The organism is Paenibacillus sp. sgz302164 (assembly GCF_056120505.1).
In genome coordinates, this window is the sequence record NZ_JBVYOL010000003.1 from 272,346 (window position 1) to 292,863 (window position 20,518).

General features: G+C 46.6%; 21 protein-coding genes and 2 pseudogenes. All 23 read right to left on the minus strand.

Annotated elements, in window-relative coordinates; genetic code table 11:
* Positions 1–41: 41 nt before the first annotated feature.
* The 23 genes and pseudogenes from AC0LWT_RS06815 to AC0LWT_RS06925 all read right to left on the minus strand — a co-directional run bounded on the left by AC0LWT_RS06815 (position 42) and on the right by AC0LWT_RS06925 (position 20,518).
* Positions 42–683, minus strand: a complete 642-nt coding sequence (locus AC0LWT_RS06815) for an XTP/dITP diphosphatase (RefSeq protein ID WP_474680471.1) — start codon at positions 681–683, stop codon at positions 42–44.
* Positions 667–1,428, minus strand: a complete 762-nt coding sequence (gene rph / locus AC0LWT_RS06820; protein ID WP_474680472.1) for a ribonuclease PH — start codon at positions 1,426–1,428, stop codon at positions 667–669. Before rph ends, AC0LWT_RS06815 begins: the two co-directional genes overlap by 17 nt.
* Positions 1,429–1,656: 228 nt before the next feature.
* The gene (locus AC0LWT_RS06825; protein ID WP_474680473.1) at positions 1,657–2,706 is read right to left on the minus strand and encodes a GerMN domain-containing protein; all 1,050 of its coding nucleotides are present in this window, start codon (positions 2,704–2,706) and stop codon (positions 1,657–1,659) included.
* Positions 2,707–3,469: 763 nt separating this feature from the next.
* Positions 3,470–4,099 carry a hypothetical protein gene (locus tag AC0LWT_RS06830; RefSeq protein ID WP_474680474.1) on the minus strand — a complete coding sequence of 210 codons (630 nt, stop codon included), beginning with the start codon at positions 4,097–4,099 and terminating at the stop codon, positions 3,470–3,472.
* Between the two features lie 333 nt (positions 4,100–4,432).
* A complete protein-coding gene (locus AC0LWT_RS06835) occupies positions 4,433–6,988 on the minus strand; it encodes a response regulator (protein ID WP_474680475.1) in 2,556 nt (851 codons plus the stop codon).
* Between the two features lie 213 nt (positions 6,989–7,201).
* Positions 7,202–7,351, minus strand: a pseudogene (locus AC0LWT_RS06840) (helix-turn-helix domain-containing protein); the annotation flags it as partial.
* A gap of 70 nt (positions 7,352–7,421) precedes the next feature.
* Positions 7,422–7,649: a hypothetical protein gene (locus AC0LWT_RS06845; RefSeq protein ID WP_474680476.1), complete on the minus strand. Its 228-nt coding sequence runs from the start codon at positions 7,647–7,649 to the stop codon at positions 7,422–7,424.
* Between the two features lie 78 nt (positions 7,650–7,727).
* On the minus strand, positions 7,728–9,896 hold the full coding sequence (locus tag AC0LWT_RS06850; RefSeq protein WP_474680477.1) for a DNA cytosine methyltransferase: 2,169 nt from the start codon (positions 9,894–9,896) through the stop codon (positions 7,728–7,730).
* A 119-nt stretch (positions 9,897–10,015) separates the two neighbouring features.
* Positions 10,016–10,423 carry a RusA family crossover junction endodeoxyribonuclease gene (locus tag AC0LWT_RS06855; protein ID WP_474680478.1) on the minus strand — a complete coding sequence of 136 codons (408 nt, stop codon included), beginning with the start codon at positions 10,421–10,423 and terminating at the stop codon, positions 10,016–10,018.
* A 24-nt stretch (positions 10,424–10,447) separates the two neighbouring features.
* Entirely contained in the window at positions 10,448–11,536 is a 1,089-nt protein-coding gene (gene dnaN / locus AC0LWT_RS06860) for a DNA polymerase III subunit beta (protein ID WP_474680479.1), read from the minus strand.
* Between the two features lie 78 nt (positions 11,537–11,614).
* Positions 11,615–12,994 (minus strand): phosphoadenosine phosphosulfate reductase domain-containing protein, encoded by a 1,380-nt coding sequence (locus AC0LWT_RS06865; RefSeq protein WP_474680480.1) that lies wholly within the window; start codon positions 12,992–12,994, stop codon positions 11,615–11,617.
* A 2-nt stretch (positions 12,995–12,996) separates the two neighbouring features.
* Entirely contained in the window at positions 12,997–13,815 is an 819-nt protein-coding gene (locus tag AC0LWT_RS06870; RefSeq protein WP_474680481.1) for an ATP-binding protein, read from the minus strand.
* Complete coding sequence (locus AC0LWT_RS06875; protein ID WP_474680482.1) at positions 13,757–14,560, minus strand: phage replisome organizer N-terminal domain-containing protein; 804 nt, start codon at positions 14,558–14,560, stop codon at positions 13,757–13,759. The genes AC0LWT_RS06870 and AC0LWT_RS06875 overlap by 59 nt, the downstream gene beginning before the upstream one ends.
* Positions 14,561–14,566: 6 nt before the next feature.
* Positions 14,567–14,869 (minus strand): LexA family protein, encoded by a 303-nt coding sequence (locus AC0LWT_RS06880; RefSeq protein ID WP_474680483.1) that lies wholly within the window; start codon positions 14,867–14,869, stop codon positions 14,567–14,569.
* A 30-nt stretch (positions 14,870–14,899) separates the two neighbouring features.
* Positions 14,900–15,968 (minus strand): annotated as a pseudogene (locus AC0LWT_RS06885) (DNA-methyltransferase).
* A gap of 45 nt (positions 15,969–16,013) precedes the next feature.
* On the minus strand, positions 16,014–16,421 hold the full coding sequence (locus AC0LWT_RS06890) for a hypothetical protein (RefSeq protein WP_474680484.1): 408 nt from the start codon (positions 16,419–16,421) through the stop codon (positions 16,014–16,016).
* 15 nt (positions 16,422–16,436) lie between these two features.
* A complete protein-coding gene (locus AC0LWT_RS06895; RefSeq protein ID WP_474680485.1) occupies positions 16,437–16,685 on the minus strand; it encodes a hypothetical protein in 249 nt (82 codons plus the stop codon).
* A 21-nt stretch (positions 16,686–16,706) separates the two neighbouring features.
* Positions 16,707–17,732 (minus strand): hypothetical protein, encoded by a 1,026-nt coding sequence (locus AC0LWT_RS06900; protein WP_474680486.1) that lies wholly within the window; start codon positions 17,730–17,732, stop codon positions 16,707–16,709.
* Complete coding sequence (locus AC0LWT_RS06905; protein WP_474680487.1) at positions 17,725–19,269, minus strand: AAA family ATPase; 1,545 nt, start codon at positions 19,267–19,269, stop codon at positions 17,725–17,727. The genes AC0LWT_RS06900 and AC0LWT_RS06905 overlap by 8 nt, the downstream gene beginning before the upstream one ends.
* On the minus strand, positions 19,259–19,585 hold the full coding sequence (locus AC0LWT_RS06910; protein WP_474680488.1) for a hypothetical protein: 327 nt from the start codon (positions 19,583–19,585) through the stop codon (positions 19,259–19,261). Before AC0LWT_RS06910 ends, AC0LWT_RS06905 begins: the two co-directional genes overlap by 11 nt.
* Positions 19,586–19,630: 45 nt before the next feature.
* Positions 19,631–19,843: a hypothetical protein gene (locus AC0LWT_RS06915; protein ID WP_474680489.1), complete on the minus strand. Its 213-nt coding sequence runs from the start codon at positions 19,841–19,843 to the stop codon at positions 19,631–19,633.
* The gene (locus tag AC0LWT_RS06920) at positions 19,821–20,096 is read right to left on the minus strand and encodes a KTSC domain-containing protein (protein WP_474680490.1); all 276 of its coding nucleotides are present in this window, start codon (positions 20,094–20,096) and stop codon (positions 19,821–19,823) included. The genes AC0LWT_RS06915 and AC0LWT_RS06920 overlap by 23 nt, the downstream gene beginning before the upstream one ends.
* Entirely contained in the window at positions 20,096–20,518 is a 423-nt protein-coding gene (locus AC0LWT_RS06925; protein WP_474680491.1) for an ORF6C domain-containing protein, read from the minus strand. Before AC0LWT_RS06925 ends, AC0LWT_RS06920 begins: the two co-directional genes overlap by 1 nt.

The window sequence follows — 20,518 nt, forward strand, 5'->3', positions numbered from 1 at the left end:
AAATCCTTAGAACGGATAAGCAGGTTTGTTATTGTTTTTTCCTAATTCGCGGAAAGCTTGTCCAAAAAGATGCGAAGCGCCTTGGCTCTGTGGCTCATCCGGTTTTTTTCTTCGATCGTCAGCTCCGCCATCGTCTTGCCGAGAGCGGGAATGTAAAACAGCGGATCGTAGCCGAAACCGCCGCTGCCCCTGGGCTCGCCGATCATATAGCCGTCACAGCTCGCTTCGGCTTCAACGAGCTCGTTGCCGACCGGATCGATCAGCGCCAGGGCGCAGACGAAGGCAGCTTCGCTGAGCAGCTCCGGATGCCCGCTTTGGGCGGCGGGCTTGTCCGCTGGAGGAATGGCGCCAAGCTCCCGCAGCAGCTTGGCGTTGTTGTCGGCGTCCGCGGCATCCTCGCCGGCGAACCGGGCGGAGTACACCCCCGGCGCTCCGCCGAGAGCGGCTACGCACAGGCCGGAGTCGTCCGCCAGCACAGGCACATGCAAATGCGCGGATATGACCTGTGCTTTGATGCGCGCATTTTCCGCGAACGTGGAGCCGCTCTCCACGATGTCCGGCAAATCCGTGTAATCGGCCAAGCTGCGGACTTTGTACCCTTTTTGCCCGAACAGCTCGGCAAACTCCTTGACTTTTCCTTCGTTGCGCGTTGCGATAACGACAAATTTACTCTGCAGCTGCATGTTGCACCCCTCGTATGCGATCACTGATCGGTCCGAGCACCCTCCGCTGCTCCTCGATCATCGTCCGAATGCCGGACTCCGCCAGAGCGAGCAGTTCATCCAGCTCTTGACGCGAAAACGGCGCCTCTTCGCCGGTTCCCTGAATTTCCACGAATTTGCCCTGCCCGGTCATCACGACGTTCATATCCACCTTCGCCTGGGAGTCCTCTTCATAGTTGAGATCCAGACGGGACGCGCTGCCGATGACGCCGACGCTGACGGACGCCAGAAAGTCGTTGATCGGGAACTTTGCCAAATGCTTATCCGTTGCCAGCTTATTGATCGCAAAAGCCATCGCCACGAACGCCCCCGTAATGGACGTCGTCCGCGTGCCGCCGTCCGCCTGGATGACGTCGCAATCCAGCGTGATCGAGCGTTCGCCAAGCGCCTCCAGGTTAACGACGGAACGCAGCGCGCGGCCGATAAGCCGTTGAATTTCCATCGTCCTTCCGCCCAGCTTGCCTTTGGCGGCTTCGCGCTGATTGCGCACCTGCGTAGCCCGCGGCAGCATGGAATATTCCGCCGTCACCCAGCCTTTGCCCTGCCCTTTCATAAAAGGAGGGACGCGCTCCTCGATGGTCGCCGTGCAGATGACTTTGGTATCTCCTACCTCGATCAGCACCGACCCTTCCGCGTGTTTGTTATAGTGAGGGGTTATTTTCATCGGCCGTAATTCGTCATTTGTTCTTCCATTGATTCTCATCATGCAGTTCTCCTCCTGTGGGCTTCCGGTAGGAAGCTCTTCTTCCATATGCATCATTGTAATGTAGTGCAGCGCTTTTGTAAAAAAAATAGGGGATTTTCCCAACAATTTTCCGTTTTATTTCCATTTAAATGTGGAAAGTTACATTTTTTTGAATTTCGTAATCGAGAAGACCTCTAGCGCAGTCGCCCTTCGAACAAGCGGCCGCGTAGAGGTCGTGAGCCGGTCAGCCTACAGCTTCACCGGATTTACATGTGCTGGGCGTGATACGGGTTTACTGTAGTTTTGATTGTCGGTCGACGTAATTTTTACGGCGCCGTCCACTTTGATTTGCACCTTGCTGGCGCCCGTATTTTCCGTGAGCGATAGGATCACCGACTGCAGCGCGTCTGCGGAAGCTTTTTGATCCGCTCCGAGCAGCTTGTTGGAGAAATCGACTGTAATCAGCCCGTCGGATTTCGTTACGCTTTTCACTTCGGTCGTCGCGTTCATGACCGCGGTCAAGCCTTTTTTCTGATCCGGCCCTTTGATCAACTGGTCGACAACCGCTTTGGCGACATCGTCGGTTCTTTTGACAAGGCGAGTAACAGGTACATAATATTTGTAATTTTGATCGTTTTGATTCATGAAATACAGTGTAACCGGAGTCGCCTGGCCGAAGTCGGCATCCCCCGCCTTCTCGATGTTGATGCCCATCAGACGCGACATCGGCGTATCCAGCGGCGTTTTGCCTTTCGGCATTTCTTTCAGCTCTTTGCCGTCCACGCGAAGCTGCACTTTTTCAACCGTCGGAAATCCGGTAAGCGTCCACGTGATTGCTTCCAAAATTTTGCGCTCATCCTGCTGGTCATAATTCAAAAACTCCTTGGAAAAGTCCACCACAGCCTGCTTCTTCTCCGCCTGCACATTAACTCCGAGCACCTTGGTACCTTTCGGAAGCAGCGCCTGAAATCCCGAAGGAAGCAAGCTCGCAACCGGGCCTCCGTCGACCATGTACTCCAGCGTTGTGCGGGCTACGGACTGCGTCTTCGGCAATCCCAGACTTACAGGCGCGACAAACCCTTTCGCGTCCTTCACATAAACCGTCATTTGCGACGAATTGTCCGCCGCCATATCGATCGTTACCGCTGACGAGGTTGTCTTGGCGTCTGTCTCCGCACCGGCTTGCGGAGGAGCATCGATGTCGCCTTTTTGCCCGGAGCCCCAAATCGAGCACCCCGTAGTCAGCAAGGCAATCACCCCCGCGATAGCGGCTGAACGAATCCAATTTTGATGTTTCATATGCTTGTTTCCTCCTTTAATGGTACGCAGTTTTGCAACTGCCTCTTCCCTCGCGTCTAGCCTGTACTCTGCTTTCCGGTACTACTATGTATACGGGGCTTTGTCCGATTTATAACTACTTTTTGTCCAAGTAGGGACAAAGTTTATTGTCAGCGCGAGAAAACCGCCCTCTCTGCACATCTCTATACACGTGCAAAAAACCTGGAAAATCAGATTGTTGAAAAAGTGACGGGGGGTAGAGGAACCGGCGGGGGGACAGGCGCTCTCTCCATCCCGTGCCTCTCCTGCACGGGTTGTGGAGCAAGGAAGGTGGTCTGGCAGAGGGAGAACCTGCAAAAGTGCTCAAAAGTGCAGGTTTTTTTCATGCGAATGGCTCATTTTGGCGAAAAGCCTGCGATTGTGCAGGAATTTTCGATGAAAATGAACCTGAGCCCCTGTTCAAAGCGAAAAGCCTGCACAATTGCAGGAAATTGTCGTGGCCAGCGCATCCGTCGTGCAAAAACTGTACTTTTGCAGGTTTTTCTTCGCGCAACTAGGCAAATGGTTCGGTCAGCTCTGGCGTGTGGGTTCCCGGGCAGCCTGCACTTTATACGCAAATAGAACGTAGTAGACGTCCACGGCGTCATAGGGTTTTCGCAGGTTTCTCCATCGGCTCGGCCTGCCATTCAAGTCTCATGCCTGCCCGCCATGCAGCGCCGCAAACGCCCTCCGGGCATGACAAAACCGCCGGATGTACCGGCGGTTTTAAAAGCTTGACGCTTATTCAGTTTGCTTCGCTGGACCAATGGACCGGGTCTTTATCGATCGGCATCAGATGATAGACGCCGTACGTTTTGCCGACTGCAACGAGATCCGCATACGTTTTGATCGTAACGGAAGTGCCGTCCGCTTTTTTGATCGAAGTCGATTTCGTAACCGGGGAGTTCATATCGATCGCATTGCCGCGAATATGATCGGAGTCAAGCGCAGGGGCCGCTACAATGCCGTAAGCGTTGACCATTTCCGTTGCGCCTTTTTTCGATTTTGTGTAGCTTTTGTCATCGTCGGGGTGTACCCACTTGATGTTGACTCCGGTCATGGCAGGGACATCTTTCGGACTGATCAGCCCTTTGCTGATTTTGTACGAATAGTGCATCAAATAGGCGCGCTCTTTAGGCCTTAAAGTAGCGTTCACCGTAACTGTGATGCCTGCGTCTTTCATTGCTTTAATGAACTTTTCGGCCTTCGGTTTGAAGCCGCTGCTCAAATCGTTGACACTGCTGGACCCGGGGAATTCCTGCACCCATCTTTTCCCGCTAACTCCGCTGTAAGTCGAGGAGGCGCCGAACGCTTGGGAAGGTAAGATGACTGTTACCGCTAAAACCAAAGTTAAAACAATTTTCCATAATTTCATGAAGCATTCCTCCGTTGGTATGGTTTGGGTTCGATGAACCTAACACCTTTATACCGGAGATGCCCAATACCGGACAGTATACGTGTGTTCCCCCGCACTTTTTGCCGGGGGGAATTTCGATCCCCCCCATAACAAAAGCGGTGATATCAAGCGGGCCTGGCCCATCACCGGCCGAAAGGAGCGGCAAAGCAGCGGCGCGATGCTCGCCTGGAGAGGCGCGCTCCGGGAAGAACAGGGAGAAGGCTGCTTCGGGGGGATGGCGCCGCTTGAGCGAACAAAAGCCCGCCTCGGACCTTCCGGTTCGAGTGCGGGCTCTTCTTGTTCAGGGCGCGGTCAAATGATGTTTCTGCGCTTGGCTTGTACGGCCGCTTCCGAAAAAGAACGGGAAGCGAAATATTGATTGATTTTCCTGACATCTTTTTTAATCGTTTCGTACTTTACATACAGCTTATCGGCAAGCTTTTCCTTGTTCTCCTCCTTGAATTCGAAAGCCAGCCGCAAAAACTCGAGCTGCCTGTCTGTAAAAAACTGCTGTCTTTCTTTGCGCAAAAACCATCTGGACTGGATATGAGCATTGATCCGGTTGATTAATTCGAAGCGGTCAATCGGCTTGGCAAGATATTCGTCCGCTCCCGCATCATACCCTTTTTGTTCGTCATCGGCCCCCTTTGCCGTCAACAGGATGATTTTCAAATCGTCTACCGGCGGCGACTGGCGCAGCATTTTGCACAGCTCGTAGCCGTCCTTGTCCGACAGCAGCACATCAAGCAAAATTAGATCCGGGTAAACCTTATGCGCCATTTCCAGCGCTTCTTCGGCATTTGCGGCAAAAACCAGCCTCCACTGGGGCAGCTTGTTTAAATAATTCCGGATGACATGCCGGTCCGCTTCCTCATCCTCCACAACGAGGATCGTCGCTGTTTCCGGGTGAATCTCGGGATAGAACGCCGCTTCTTCCTCTTCGGCCGCTGCCGCTACTTCATGCTGCAAACCGCCATCCAAAACCGGAACGGGCAGCTCGCAAATAAGTTGGGAGCCTGCGTCGGGAACAGAGCGGATGGTTATCGTCCCGCCCATGAATTCAATCCATTTTTTGGCAATCGGGAGGCCGAAGCCTTGGCCTGGGTGCCCCGCAGTATCAAGAGACGGGATTTGATAAAACTCTTCAAAAATCATGTCAAGCTGTTCTTCCGGAATCCCATCGCTCGTATCTTCGATGCTGATTTGCAAAACATCCGGTTTCTGAACGGCGGAAATTTTGACGCAGCCCTGTTCCGTAAGTTTGAGCGCAATGCCGAGCAAATGAATAATAATTTGCTGCATTTTACCCTCGTCCGCACAAATCAGCATATCCGGAATTTCCCGGATCAAAGAGACCGAAGGCTTTTGCAGCGGGCGGAGCAGCAGCACGGCGTTGTCCACGGCGGATCTGAGCGGGAAAACCCGATCCTGCAAAACAATCCGCTCATTTTTCAAGCTGTTCCAATCGAGAATATCGTCCACCAGCCTGTTCAGCTTTTTGCCGTTGGATACGATCAGCTCCAAGCTTCTGCGGGCATTTCCGCTTGCATCATCCAGCAAAGACTGGGCGATCCCGACAATGCCGCTTAGAGGCGTCTGCAAATCACGGGATGCAACCGTCAAAAAGCTGTCCTTTAACTTATCGTACCGGGAACGCGCTTCGTTGCTGCGCTCAATCTGCCGCTTGTACGCCCGAAACGTGTCGGTCAACCGGAACCGCAAAACGACAAACAAAATAATAAGCATAGCAAGCATACCCGCATGCAGCAAAGTAAACGGACTGTGCAGCACAAATAAAAACAACGCGACGTCATGAAGCGCGCATGCGGTTACGATGGCAATCGCGGCTAGAACAAGCTGGGCTTGCGCGCGGTTTTTCATTGCCTGCAAGAAAACAACCCCGAAAGTAATGAGCGCGGAGGCGATCATGAATAGTTGAAACGGGGCCAGCGTCGATTGGACAGGAATGACTCCGATTCCGGATAAAACCGCCGCGCCGAAAGCATACAGCAGACTTGCCTGCCATAAGCGCCGCAGAACGAAATAATGGCCCGCCCCCGCCGTATGGCTGACTAAGCAAATAAAACCCCCGGTACCCGCATAAAGAGAAGTCATTTCAACCCAGCTCCACAATAGAGGGGCGTCAACAAAAAAATCTTTAATATCTAGCCGGGCAAACAAGTAGATGCTCAGGCAGAGGGCGAACCATCCGAAGGCAAACATAGCCGGCTCTCCTCGGGATTTTTTGTACATCATCAAGGCGACGATACCCGCTGTTCCGTATAAGAAGGAAAGCAGCGCCGCGAACGCTTCTTTTTTGACAAGCAGCAAAATCTGTTCGCTCCGTTCGCTGATTGTCGCTTCTCCGGCCACTCCGATGCGATCCCTCGTAGCCTGGACGCGGATTAGCAGCGTTTTGCCCGCGCTGTCTGGCGGAAGGGGGATCAGGCGGTTCGGAGTTCCCGCGTAAGCTACTTTCCCTGAAGGACGGATCGTTCCGAAGCTGTATATCAAGGACTTGTCCAAAAAAACCTCATAATTTCCGTAAATGATCAAATAAAGCCCGGCGTCCCGCCAAGTTTGTTCGGGCAGCTTCGTTTTTATCCAATACATCCCGGGATCGGCGCTCTTTTCAAACCGCTGCACCCGCTTTACCGGGCTCCATCCATCTCCATCATACCCGGACGGATCGGACCAGAGCGGTTTACCGTATTCGCCCGCAGGCGAATCGCCTTCCCTGTATTGCCAATACGACAGCTTCAGCATGCCATTAGCGTCATGCGCCTTCTTGTCCAACAGAGATTTCCCATACGACAACAAATAGACCAAAATCATGCCCAAGATTACGATTACGATAAATTTCCTCATAATCCACCCCTCTATGCTGTAAAATTTTTGGGTAAAATTCCTATTTTTATTATCCCACGCCCAAGGTATAGGTCAAGAACAAAAATAGTCCCTTCTCCGTTTGTGGAGAAAGGATCCTTTGCACGATTGCTTTTTTCTCCACATAAAAAGCCCTCGAATCGCTCCTGGGTAAGAAGCATCGAAGGCTTACATGGATCCGTTCGCTGACCGGGATCAGATCTTTAATTCCCCAAGCTTGATCAGTTCTACAACCGCTTGTGAACGACCCTTTACGTTCAACTTCTGCATGACGTTGGAAATATGATTACGCACGGTCTTTTCGCTGATGAAGAGCTGCTGCGCAATATCTTTCGTAGTTTTGTCTTAACAATACAGATTACACCAAATAATTTTAATATATAGATTATGAATAAAAAAAAGAAGCCCAGAGTGTTTATTCCTCTTGAGCTTCTTTTTTTGAATTGTGCATTGCTGTTTCTATTGCTACTCGGGCTATTGTTTCAAGAATAATTTTTCTGTCGCGTTCAGTTGAAGGTTTAGAATTTCTAATAAATCCGATATTGCAACCATCTGTACCCTTTACAAAGAGGGATACGCGTTTTTCTCTTCCATCGTCCTTACCAATAAAAACAATAGAATCATCTGTCTTAGGGGATTCCAAAGGCATCCCTCCTGTTTGCGTCCTCCGTACATTTTATTCATTACAAATTGTCCATGATGCAAATGAAGGCTCGTATAATTAATGAAGAATAGTTATTTCAGGTTGTTCCCCTGACGGTAGTACCCATATTTCTTCATGACTAAATTCAAAGGTAATGCCTGCTTCGGCCATCGCTATTGCCGTTAGAATCACATTTCCCATAACTTCCGCAGCTGCAGGAGGGACAGCATTACCGATATACTCTCTCGCCTTAGAGTCGCTGCATTTCTCCAACTGGAAGGGTCGGCCATCAGGAAGATGAGTCGGAAACCCTTGAAGCATTGCCAGTTCGTAAGTCGTTAATGGCCGGTGCCATGTTCCATCCTCTGCAATAATAATCATGACACAACGTTCATTTACATCTGGTATTCTTGGGTCAGCAACCGCGGCCTCGCCGGCATGAATGTCCATGCTTCCTGTAACCGTAACAGATGGTTCATTCCAATCTTGTACACCCATAGTTCCGGATCGAGGAGAACAGTTCATTCGAGGATCGGCTATTAGTTGTGCTCCAGCCTGAATATCCGTTACTCCCGTTACCGTTCCCGCTGGTTCGTTCATACTCTGCATTCGATATTGATCTGTATAACGCCCGGGTCGATCGTTCACCCTGGGGTCACTTATTGATGATGCAGACTGCATAATTCGTGAAGCACCCCTGACTGTTTTGGCCGTCGATTCCCATTCCTGAACACCGTAAGAATCGGGGTGAAGGTCCGTCTTGACACGAGGATCAGCAATAACATGGCCTCCATTCGAAGGACCTCCACCACTTGTTACTGTTCCGCCTACATCGTTCCAATCCGTTACTTTGTAGGTATGGTTATATTTTGGATCTTTGGATTCAAAATTTGGGTCTGCAATAGCAATCGCTCCGCTGCCGAATCTTGTTCCTGTTACGCAAGGTGCAGGCTCATCTATTCGGACGATTCTATAAACTGCAGGGTGCCTGCCTTCGCGTTCTTTCAAGCGTGGGTCGGAAACACATGCGGCACCATTGCTTGGCCCTATTGCCCCAGTTACACAGCTCGCGGTTTCCTCAAATCTCTGCATCCGATAGATGTTCGCTTTACCATTGATATCTAACCCCAACCTTGGATCACTGATGGCTGAAACACCATTACTTTTACCAATAGCTGTATTGCCAGTTATTGTTTTCGATGGTTCATTCCAGTTCGTAATTTCATATGAACCGTCTCTCGGTTGATGATTGATTCTAGGATCGGCAATTGATGCACTACCATTACTACCATTTATTCTTACATTGCCGATCACTGCATTGCCCGGTTCATTCCAGTCCTGCACTCCGAATGCACCGCCGCCACGTGGTTCATACATAAGACGAAGATTTTGCCAATCAGCCTTGTTCAAAGCTCTCCAATCTCCACCAGCGGGAATGACACATAACCTTTCCCATGATTTTCTGGTTAGCATTGGAATTCTGTGCATCTTCCCGCCTCTAAGAGTATCGCCAGGCATCGGGAGTGGACCGATTATATCCCCAATAGTACGTAAACGCTTTTTCGGGGGAAGATATGTGAAGTTAGGAATCTTACTCTTGTTTCTGGCCAGAATCAAAAAACGCGGCCTGCTTTGACCAAGGCCCCCAATCTCCCCCAGGTTATGATCGGCCCTCATGTTCGTTTCGAATCCAAATCGTTTAAGAAGTCGTATAATTCGGTCAAGAAGCGCTTTGCCTCGGGATTGAATTCTTGGCACGTTTTCAAAATGAATGAATGATGGTAAATCGCCGCCATATCGAATACATGCCTTCAAAACTAATTCAAGTCCGCGCAACGTAAGTCTGTTTAAAGCTTGATATTTCATTGATTCAGCGGACTTCTTCGGCAATAAACCACTGAACCCCTTACAAGGCGGACTTAAAAAGATTAGGTCGGGAACTTCACAACCAAACGACTGCCAGATATCCAAACCTGACGCCTCATGCCATTCTGCCGGCGGCTCATGACCATGAAAAGAAATATATTGTTCTCTATCAAACAAATCCATTGTCACAGAGAGATTATCTCCAAGCAGTAGATCGTGGTTATGATTCGCAATAGGATCATAGTCGATACTGCATAACACTCGAAACTTATATAACTTCCCATACATTTCGGATTTGGACCGGATTATTCCCTTTGTGTACCCACCAGCACCACCATAGAGGACTGCAACTGTCTTTTCTGTATTCTCAATATCAACCATGATTCAATCCCCCATTTCATATCTTGGGACAATAAATACATTCTCATCGATACGTAATGTTACTTGGTTTGTATCTTCGGTTACATTGTCGCTATTCAGGTCTTTCTCTTCTTGATTGTTCACTCTTTATTCATCCTTTCGAATTCGACTTCCAGCCGTGGGTTTTCTTTGTCTACTTCAAAATCCATAATCCGTGGCAAAGCGTTCCGGTCATTTTGATATATAAGTGCATCTTCAAAGGCATCAAGTAAGCCCTTTAATCCGTTGTGCGTATCTATGTGGTTGTGATTAGGGAAGTAAAACCAAAGCCTGACAATTACTTTCCCTTGTTCCGTCATCCATTTATTTTTGTTTCTCCAAGAGTTTGTAAAAATGACTGTATTGTCAAACCAACGTTGTGCCGCGGGTGTTAGTACGCGCATCCTACGGCTCCTCAGTTGACCTTTTTTATCACGATAATGATGGGACCTATTTTCATACATGTGATTTACGCTTGGAGGTATTTCAGGAAGAATCAAACGTTCCATTTGTTCACCTTCCTTCCATAACTGTTAGGTTGTTGTTCGATATGGGAGGATCAGATGATATGACAATTCATCTTTTCCCCTGATGATAAATGAATCCATTGAACCATTCAGTCTAATGACTATTTCTGCCGAACCTATTGTTTTCAATGCATCATCCAAGTATTTTCCATTGCAGTTTATAACCAGTTCTTTGCCGGATAGTTCCTTGATGTCAACTTCTTCTCTTGCCCGTTTTGTTTCTTCTTTTGACTCGATTGTAATTACATTTTGGCTAATACTAATTTTCATTAGATTGTTTTTACTTTCTTTCGCAACGATGCGTACACGGTCAATTGCTTCGGCAAAATCACGTTTATTCACCGTCACTTCTGTTGAAAATCTGGTAGGTATGAGTTCTTTGGTATTGGGATATGAACCGTCAAGTATCCGGGAATAGAACGTAAATTCAGAGTTTTTGACAATAAAAGAATTTATGAAACTGATTTCCAAATCTCCCTCACCTACTATTTTCGAAAGATCAGTCAGTGTTGGTGCTGAAACTACTGCAAGAAATTCCTCTCCTTCATTCTCAGTTTCAATCGCTGCCAGCCGGTGACGGTCACAAGCTGTCAGTTTTAACATACCACCCAGTTGGCTAAACAATATCCCGGTAAGAATAGGCGTGGCTTCATTGGTACTTGCTGCGTATACAGTCGTAGTAATAAGCTCCTTTAAATCCTTGCCCTTCATAGTGATGTTTGGCTCAGTTACTGCCGGGAAGGCGGGATATTCTTCAGCATCCATTACAGATAGTACAAATTCAGATTTCCCAGTACTAATCACCGCTTGACCAGTTTTAACTTCAATCGTAACCAGTCCCGATAATTTATTTAGAATATCGCTTAGTTCTTTACCGGGTATTGCAGCAGCTCCTAATTTCTCAATTATGAAATCTTCTTGCTTAACAACCGGCTTAATAAATGCATCAGTATCCCCCGCTATGATTTCCAATCCAGCAGAAGTTGCAGATAAAACAATATGTGATAGGATCGGCATAAGAGCTTTCTTGGGTAGGAACTTAGCTGCATTGTCCAACTGTTTGCTTAAAATGGACTGTTGAATTTGTATTTTCACCTTTAAAATCCTCCTATAATAGAACTGGTGTTCGGTTTTTGTTTGTGATTGCTCGAAGGAATAACGTTCATCCCTGTTTTATATCGACATAATCTGTTGAACCACACCGCCAGCGGCTATTATCTTGGCTTCTTTCTTTTGCCGTCTCAACTCCTTTCTTTCAGCATTTCGCTCATCTGCTTTGTCCCAATCTCCGAGAACCATTTCGCGGTTATCGATTAAGTACGGTCGCTCTTGCTCATCCTCAACCCAATACTCACGTATCAATTCGATTTCATCCGGGCTAATGAGTTGGATGGGTCCACGATTCAAAGGGTCGGCATCATGTGATCGAAGCCGGTTTACATCCTCTTGTGCTTGAAGAAGTTTTTCTAGAAGGAACTTCCTCGCAGAGATCGCCAAGCAACCTTTTCCCGGGCCGAGTGGTGTTTTATCTCTGCGGTATCCACTGCGGAAGTGCGGGTTTTTCTTCGGATTATGGACATCTTTGAGTAGCTTGCGCCACTCCGTTAATGGAACCATCCAATCATATTTTTTGCTCATGTTTTCCGTGCTCTTGTCTTTGGTAATCGGCGGGCAGGTCCAGCAACCGAAACGCGCACCGCAAAATTTCGACGCTTTTTCCGCTCCATTAGGGTTGATAATCGCGCATTCGCCGGTTGCATCTTTGTAAAGCTTCCGGATGTCGTCGCTACTTCCCCACGGCAGCGGATTCAACAGAATCTGCCAAACTTCCTCAGTGGAGTAATCAACAATCGGCAAGTAAATTTTCCTGCCTTTATTGTATGGGCTGACCGAAAATCGACTGCCTTTCTCTTCACGATATTTTTCAATTGTAGCTGCCCGCCTGGCAGACTCATCCGAACGTGACCCGATCAATAACAGACAAGGGTTAATATCTTCTACAGCCTTATTTTGCGGGTCGATTTTCAGCATATGGGTGCAATAGCGATCATCCCCGTTTGTCGGAAGTGTCCAGCCCTTTCCGATCACACCGACGAAAAAGCTGCGGTTATTCTCACGAGTAACGACTCTAACTTCGAGTGGGATGCTGTTCTTGTACGCCCAGTCATTGACCAAATCGACTTGCCTATGCATGTATCGTTCCAAAATGGGGTTTTCCATTTTTGTATCGGACATAACTACACGAATATCGCGAGTCCGTTTCGCTGATGGTATCATTTGGAGCGCTCGACAAAGCAGTGCGAGTACGGTTGTGCTGTCTTTTCCACCGCTCCAAGCCACTGCCCACGGCTGACCTTCGGTTTCAGGGTTCATATATTGTTCTGCGATTTCAGCCACGGTAAGCATCATTTTTGTTTGAAGATCCATAACAGTTTTTACCTCCATCCTGTTCTTGCTGTCTTCCATTTCGATCATTAAGCGAAACAACCTATTCCATAGTTTTGTATCTTGGATGATTTCCGGTCGAGGGTCATCATGAAGACGCTCGAGCATGGCTAAAACCTCTTATTTTTAATTCGGTAGTCTTCACCATCAAACTTGACCGGTTTCGTATTCATCATCATTCGCGAAAAGTTCCTTTGCCCGACCTTCCGAGCCAATTCTTCCGACGTTAGATTCGTCGTGTAGATCGTATGACGTCCGCTTCTGCCATCAATGATCTCAAACAATTTTTCCGTCGACCATGTCTCGCCCTCTTCTTCCTTTCTCGATTTCTCTGCCCCGATGTCGTCCAAGGCAAGAAGACCCACTTTCGAGAGCACGTCCAGAAGTTCAGCCTCCGTAAAATCACTGCTTTTGTTGTACGTGCTTTTGATGATCGTGAGCAGTTTCGGCACTGAGATAAATATCGCCAAGAATCCCCTTGCCTGCAATGACTTGCAAATCGAGTAGGCAAGATGTGATTTACCTAAACCATACAATCCGGCGAAAAGCAGGTTCTTTGGTCTATCAAACGAGAATTCTTGTGCATACTGGATTGAGACCTCTAAAGATTTTTTTAAAATAGGCGTGTCTGCCTCGAAATTATCAAACTCCGCATTTTTCAAGTCCGGATTAACCGTGCTATAGCGGTCTACCATATGCTTGATCTTCAGTGCTCTTTGAATCCGTTTTGCATCCCGAGCCTGATCATTTTCCCAGCATACGCAGCCGCGATTTTTGGTGATTAGTTTTCCTTTGTCGGGTCCGCCTAAGATTGGCATTTGAATGATAACGACTTCGTTTCCGCATCCTTCACAGATATGCCGGCCGATCTCAGAACCCAAAGTCGACCCCGGAATTATGGTTTTCAGAACGTCGCCCATTGACTGCATTTTTTACACCTCGTTTCTTAATGTCCTCGCGGTGCCAATTTAGAATCGTGAGATAGGCGCTGCGGCTCTTCTGAACTCTTGCGGTCTGTCCGCTTAACCAACTTCCAAAGCGAATGAAGTAGTCTTGAAGTTCATCTTTCAGCAGATCGGAGAGTTTGCGGTACTCTTCTTCCGTCAGAAAAACGAAATCAGCATACTTCCGTTTGGTTTTGGCGTCGTCAGGCGCATAATCTTTTTTATCTTCTTTTTTATCTTCTTTTTTATCTTCTTTTTTATCTGGTTCTAGTTCTAATTCTTGTTCTATAGCGTTACTTGGCGTTACTTCTTCCGTTACTGTAACGTTACATTTTTGAAGCTCCAACTTACTTTTTTTGCGGTGATTTGATACCCTTGCCCGTGTTTGTTCACGTATTTTTTCGAGTTTATCAACCTCTTGGTGCTTCTCCCACTTAGGGATGAATATACCAAACTCATCCATTTCAATCATTTCTAACCGACGGAACGTTTCTAGTGCAAGCCTGATTGTATTTAATGGTTTTTTGAATTTATGAGCCAGCATTTCATCTGTATATGGTATTTTTTCAGTAAGTAGAATGTACCCTCCAGCATTGCACTTTCCGGCCAGAGTTAATAATCTTACCCAGATAACAATTAATGCGTCAGCTTCTGGTAAACTCGAAATAAAGTCGATTTTTTCATCTTCAAACATGTCTGTAGTTATTTTTATCCATTTAATATCAGACACGTCATTTCACCTCATTGGATCATATACATATCGTCTTTCCTGCCATAGAATGACGCTAGGGATATCTTTGTGCTTCTTCAATACCGTTACCTCATCGGTCTGTTTGCGGGCTCCTACGACCTCTATAGCCCTTGCTGAACCTGGAGCCCTTTTAATGTCCCCTTGCTTTTCCAATTGATTTAAATACCTAGAAACGCAAGAAGATGATTTTAACCCTACGGCCTCCCTGACTTCTTTAAAAGTCGGGGAGTAGCCATTCGAGTTATTATACTGAGTAATGAAATCAAGGATGGATTGTTGCCTGCTCATTGTTACACCACCTTATAAGGCTTGCTTTTTTCAAAACTGCATTTTAGGCTGAATTACTTCCGTCCGACGCTCCTGAATTTTAATATATTCTGGATTTATGTCGATAAGCGTGCATTCTCTGCCATTCTCAAGCGCCACTTTCCGCGTCGTGCCGCTGCCGCCGAACGGATCAAGGACATGTCCACCAACGGGCGCTCCGGCTAAGATGCAAGGTTCGATTAGCTTTTCAGGAAATGTTGCAAAGTGGGCTTCTGGAAATGGTTGCGTCGCTACTGTCCAAACGCTGCGTTTGTTTCGCGTACCACTGTATTCGATGTCTTCTCGATCTTCCCGATGTTGTGATGGCTGACCTGGTGGTGGCTGCTCTTTTACAGATCGAGCGAATGAGTTCGCCCTTACCTTCTCCGCGTACTTCACCAAACCAGCTTTAGTCCGATGTTTGCTATCTCCTGATTCGTAAGCATCAGTACCTTTATGTGAGTGATTCCCGGGGGGGGTGATCCGATGCAGAAGATTCTTGAATTGCCTCTCTGTCGTAGTAATACCGCCCACTCTTAGAAAACAAGAACATGTACTCGTGAGACTTAGTTGTCCTATCCTGCACACTCTCAGGCATAGGATTGGGCTTGCTCCAGATATTATCCATCCGCAGATACCATCCATCTGCCTGCAAAGCAAATGCAACTCGCCATGGAATCCCGACTAAATCTTTTGCTTTCAGCGCATTAGGAATCTTTGTTTTTACTTGATCCCCCAGGTACTCAAGGCCCTTATAAGCTTTAGGATGGGGTTTGCTGTTACCGGCGTTTTTACCTCCACCAGCATACGAATCACCAAAGTTCATCCAGACGGTGCCGTCATCCCTCAGAACCCGCCATACCTCACGGAACACATAGATGATGTGGGCAACGAACATTTCTGGCGTTGGCTCCAAACCAAGACATCCGGTCCATGATGGAACGGTGACTGGCGGAAGTCCAGCCATAGGGGTATATGTGATTTCTGGCCATTCGCTAGGTGGCACCCCGTAGTCCCGAAGCCCCCAGTATGGTGGTGATGTAACGCACGTATAGTAAAACTTCTCTGGAAGTTCGCGCATCACGACCACATTATCGCCATGTAGAATCGGGCTACCTTCCATGCATTAACCTCCTCCTAGAAACCTAATACCTATTGACCCGTCGGCAAAATTCACTTTCATTTTCAATTTCAATGCATGTATCGTTTCTTTCATGCTGTCAAATTCATTTCGATACTTTTGCATGCGTCCGTAGCTCTCAGCTTCAAGCATCCGTATTTCTTCTGTGGCTAGTTCCGCATGTTCTTTTTTCGGACGCGGCGCTGCCAAGTAAGCCTTAGCAAAATCCATATCCCGTTTTATATGAATCATTTTATAAAGCCGATCACATTCTGCGGATACATCCCCAACAAGGACAAGGCATTTGGATAGTAATTCGATTTTTTTCAGGAGAGCCGCCGGATTATCTTCCGGCAGCTCATCGGCTAATTCCTTGAAATTATTGATTCCAGAGATATATTGGTTAAGGTCCACTTGCTTACCACTTCCTCAAGTAAACTGTAATTGACGTTCAGCGAACAATTTACCCATTGCACCGACTTTGCAGTAATAAACTGGATTATTTAAACATTCGCCAAGAGATAAGTTATCCGTAATGCTGCTTCTAATAGCAAATTCAAGAGCACACGGATTCCCTTGCATGTCTGCCCAACTTTTCCCCCATACTTCCCGATCAGTCCCCTCAACCCGTACGGGCTTACCTTCATATTCTCCGAAAAGCACTGTTGCAGTTCTCATGTATCCGAACCCTCCCAATTTCTATTTAAGGCCCATTAAATGGGCGATTGTTTTGCACAATGGAGATTTGTTCTTATTCGTGATTTCTTCCGGCAATTGAATGCTAAATTCAGCAGCAATTGTACGTATTACGGCATCGGGAGCGGCAATTAATTCGGCCAGTGTAGTTGGCCGTTCAAAGTTCGGGCCCGTCGCTTCCTCCTGATGTCCTTCTTGTTGTTCTTTATGTTTTTCCGATTCTTGAGCCCAATCCGGTTCCTTTTCAACATAGTCAGGCAGATTCATGAGATATTTTTTCACTTCTCTTGCTTCAGCTTTAGTTAGGTTGGCTGGATCGTTCATAATACGCCCCTCAGATTCGGCCTGATAAAATGCCCTGAGTTTTGTTTCCATGAAGTAACCTTTCAGTTTCCCAAAATTGATCAGTTGGGTATATCCTTGTGAATCAATAAATTTATCTTTAAAATTTTGCTTAGTTTGCTGCATTTGTTCTTCTGGCTGGGCCCCTGTGGAAAGATCGTCATCCAGCGTGCCAAGATACGCATCGGCCCCTACCCCAAGGAAAGAGGTTGACCGTTTGATGCCCTTGGTAAGCATACCCTTCCGGGCTGATCCTTTTTCCGTACTTTCATGATCCGTCGGAATAGGGGGGACGCTATGGACCGTAATCCAATCCCACTGTTTCGCTTCTTCATTAAACTGCCGATATCCAAGAAGAAGTTCAATTTCCGCGGAGTACATATATTTCAAACGTTCGTAAGAGGTTTCTCCTTCTTCAAACGTTTCATTCAGCACAACCCAAGTCCAATGAGTTGGCCCGAAAACATAGTTCATCCGGTCTATATGTGCTTGATAGGAATATCCTACAGCATCATAGGATTTCCCCGTTTCCGAAGCTTTTGCCCGTTGTATTGCTTCTTCATCCAATGGCATTCTCAGGAGTGGCATTAATTTGTTGATATCTGAAGGTGTGAAAGGAGCCTGAATAGGAATTTCGATGCCGTATTCTTCCGCCGCTTGTTTCAATTTTTTAAATTGCTCAGACATGTGCATCCTCCTTTAAGACTTCAACCATGCTGTAGTTTTCATTTACTCGCGCCTTGAAAACCTGACAATTTTGCTCTGGTATGTCTGTAATGGATTCCGCGCAGTCAATGAAAACAGGGTATTTCCTGCCGGTTAAATGCCGAATAAGGTTTGAAATTTCTAAGAAGCACCGGATTTCTTCGGATGTAGATAATACCCGGACTTCTTTTTCATCATATTGAAACTTAAATGCTGGCTTTATTTCTCCTGTTCCCTTTACTACTTCAAAGAGACGGATTGTTACCTGGTCAAGAACCTTGTCTATCCCAGCCGTTTGCAGTTCACACCGCTTGATATTGTATGCCTTCGCCGCCTTGATCCGCTTTTCAGATGCTTCAATAGCTTTATGGGCCTGCTTTATTTCTCCGAATATGGATTGCTTCCGATCTTTGGCAGAACGATAATTTTCCCTAAGAATCTCGACTTGCATGTTATGCTGTTCCACTTTTTGCAAATTCGATTCTAGCACTGCAAGTTCGGATTTAAATTTCAACAACACTTCCGCATTCGCTTTTTCAAAAGATTCCGTCGCATCTGTGTTCTTCGCTGCAATTTTGATAATCTCCTCGGACACTTTTTTCCCAGATTCCATTATTTCGGACATTTTCTTAGTGATTTCTTCGTTTTTCCGCTCTTGCTCCGCGCTTAGATTGATTTTATGGCCGCAGTTGTCGCATTCGATAATTTGTTCGTCGTAGACCAACCCCGATTGCAAGGATTGGTAATCAACTGAAAGTTGTTTTCTCTGTTCTACAAGAGAAGCGGTATCGATAAGTTTCGGTTTTGCTTGTTCGATCAAGGAAATTGATTGCTTAACGGCTTCTATGCCGCTTTTATCGACTTCAATTGGCTCTGGTATTTCTACATTTAGCGCCGCTTCGACTTCTTCTTTTTTCCCTTCCAACCGCAGCAGTTCTTCCCTTGTACATTTCAAATCGTCAGTTTCTTTCGAAATGAATACATCCGGATCAGTTAAACGGCAATCTGCCAATATTTCCGCCGCCTCCGCATCTTCTTCTTCCAGGAGTGCCATTACATCGCTTTGCTGCGGGAACGGAAGAAAGGGCGTTAATTCTGTTCTGATTTCCTTATCCGTCATGCCCATAAAATACTTTGGAAGGAACGCCATTAGAAAATGGTCCCGGTTGCCTATATAGGAATCAACCTGATCTTGTGCAATTGGCAAACCATTAGCATATACATGGGTTTCATTTTTATTTTTTAGGCGGGTTACATGACGTTCGATTTCAATTTCTTGACCATCAACAACCAACCCGACAGCAACGCGGAAGTCTTTCCGCCATTTATTCATGATCCTATCCGTAGAGCCTTGCTTACCGTATTTATCAGCACCAGCCAAGGAAAACGAAATAATTTCCATAATTGAGGACTTTCCAGCACGGTTTGGACCAACAATTTCGTTGTTCATTCCAAATTCAAATCTTACCGGTTCCCTAAATCCACGGAAGCCATCTGCTTCAACGTATTTAATTTGCATTTGGCTTATCCTCCCTAACGGTATATAATGAAAATTTTTGTTCGGCTAAACCAATGAGGCCATCCATCTTATCGAAAATGGCAACATCCACTGCAAGCTTACAATGTAGTTCTGTTAAAATTAATTGATCTTTTTCTTTTGTAATTTTCCTAGATGTTTCTATTATTTCTCTTTCTGCGCCATCACGAGAAAGCTTCATAATAAAAATGATTTGATTAGCTTCATGGGCTGGGAGTTTAACAAACGTATTGTTATCTCGCATATTTTCAAATCCTCCGTTTTCGTCTATAATTGGAGGCAAATATCTTTCCGCCAAGATTTGATATTTGCCTTAAAGGTCTGCTACGCCAATAGCGGGCCTTTATTCATTCAGACAGTACCTTTCATTTAATTCCTTTAGTGCTTCTGCGTGGAATTCTTTTAATTTATTAGTCAGCTTTGCTGCAAGATCGACAAACTGCAACTCTCTGTGGATGTTATTTTTTTGCCGCGATGCTGTAGCAGATTTCTTGCAGGCCTCGATAAGCAAGAGGATAGATTGCCCATCCATTTTAATTTCCGCCGTAGCTTTCACTTTCAATCGCCTCGCAATCCTTTGATGCTTCAATAGGTTTTTCGCTATCTTGCGCCTTGAACTTATTTTTGATAATTCTTGCGTAGAAGCTCCCTACCGATTCCGCTGCCATCAACGCTTCATAGACTTCCGGCGGAACGCCTAGATACTCATAAACCCTTTCTTTCCCCTTGAATTGAATGTGCAGAACGTTTTGAATTGCATCATATCCGACTGCAGCTATATTTGAAGATACGACTGGGGTTAGTTCCATCAGATGTAATCCTCCGGCCTGAAATTTTGTACAAACTCCATTGCATCATCAAAATCGATGCGGCGAATGTGCGAGTATTTCGCTACGCTAAATCGATCTTTAAGCTTGCTCCAAATCATTCTGCGGTGCCTGCCAACAACTTCATTGAACTTTTCTTCTGTCTCCTTGTATCGATCTTTGGTCAATGAATTTGATTTCAACCGTACTGCTAATTGCAATTGGAAGCATTCCGAATCCGTTAATGTTACACTGTCCCGAACTTCCTGAACCATCACTTGGACTTCCTCGACTTTCTCAGTCACATCCAATTGCATCTGCCTGATGCCATCAACTAAACCGCGAATTGCCAACCCTTGGGCTTCTGTCAACTGCATTTGTCTTTCAACAACACTCAAAAAATCGGGTTGCTCGGATAATGACAT

Excerpts from the sequence above, each read along its gene's own strand:
- AC0LWT_RS06925 (WP_474680491.1), bottom strand. The coding sequence starts at position 20,518 with ATGTCATTATCCGAGCAACCCGATTTTTTGAGTGTTGTTGAAAGACAA.
- AC0LWT_RS06865 (WP_474680480.1), bottom strand. The coding sequence starts at position 12,994 with ATGCTCGAGCGTCTTCATGATGACCCTCGACCGGAAATCATCCAAGAT.
- AC0LWT_RS06855 (WP_474680478.1), bottom strand. The coding sequence starts at position 10,423 with ATGGAACGTTTGATTCTTCCTGAAATACCTCCAAGCGTAAATCACATG.
- AC0LWT_RS06905 (WP_474680487.1), bottom strand. The coding sequence starts at position 19,269 with ATGCAAATTAAATACGTTGAAGCAGATGGCTTCCGTGGATTTAGGGAA.
- AC0LWT_RS06900 (WP_474680486.1), bottom strand. The coding sequence starts at position 17,732 with ATGTCTGAGCAATTTAAAAAATTGAAACAAGCGGCGGAAGAATACGGC.
- AC0LWT_RS06835 (WP_474680475.1), bottom strand. The coding sequence starts at position 6,988 with ATGAGGAAATTTATCGTAATCGTAATCTTGGGCATGATTTTGGTCTAT.
- AC0LWT_RS06895 (WP_474680485.1), bottom strand. The coding sequence starts at position 16,685 with ATGAGAACTGCAACAGTGCTTTTCGGAGAATATGAAGGTAAGCCCGTA.
- AC0LWT_RS06870 (WP_474680481.1), bottom strand. The coding sequence starts at position 13,815 with ATGCAGTCAATGGGCGACGTTCTGAAAACCATAATTCCGGGGTCGACT.
- AC0LWT_RS06825 (WP_474680473.1), bottom strand. The coding sequence starts at position 2,706 with ATGAAACATCAAAATTGGATTCGTTCAGCCGCTATCGCGGGGGTGATT.
- AC0LWT_RS06850 (WP_474680477.1), bottom strand. The coding sequence starts at position 9,896 with ATGGTTGATATTGAGAATACAGAAAAGACAGTTGCAGTCCTCTATGGT.
- AC0LWT_RS06880 (WP_474680483.1), bottom strand. The coding sequence starts at position 14,869 with ATGAGCAGGCAACAATCCATCCTTGATTTCATTACTCAGTATAATAAC.
- AC0LWT_RS06920 (WP_474680490.1), bottom strand. The coding sequence starts at position 20,096 with ATGGAACTAACCCCAGTCGTATCTTCAAATATAGCTGCAGTCGGATAT.
- AC0LWT_RS06830 (WP_474680474.1), bottom strand. The coding sequence starts at position 4,099 with ATGAAATTATGGAAAATTGTTTTAACTTTGGTTTTAGCGGTAACAGTC.
- AC0LWT_RS06815 (WP_474680471.1), bottom strand. The coding sequence starts at position 683 with ATGCAGCTGCAGAGTAAATTTGTCGTTATCGCAACGCGCAACGAAGGA.
- rph (WP_474680472.1), bottom strand. The coding sequence starts at position 1,428 with ATGATGAGAATCAATGGAAGAACAAATGACGAATTACGGCCGATGAAA.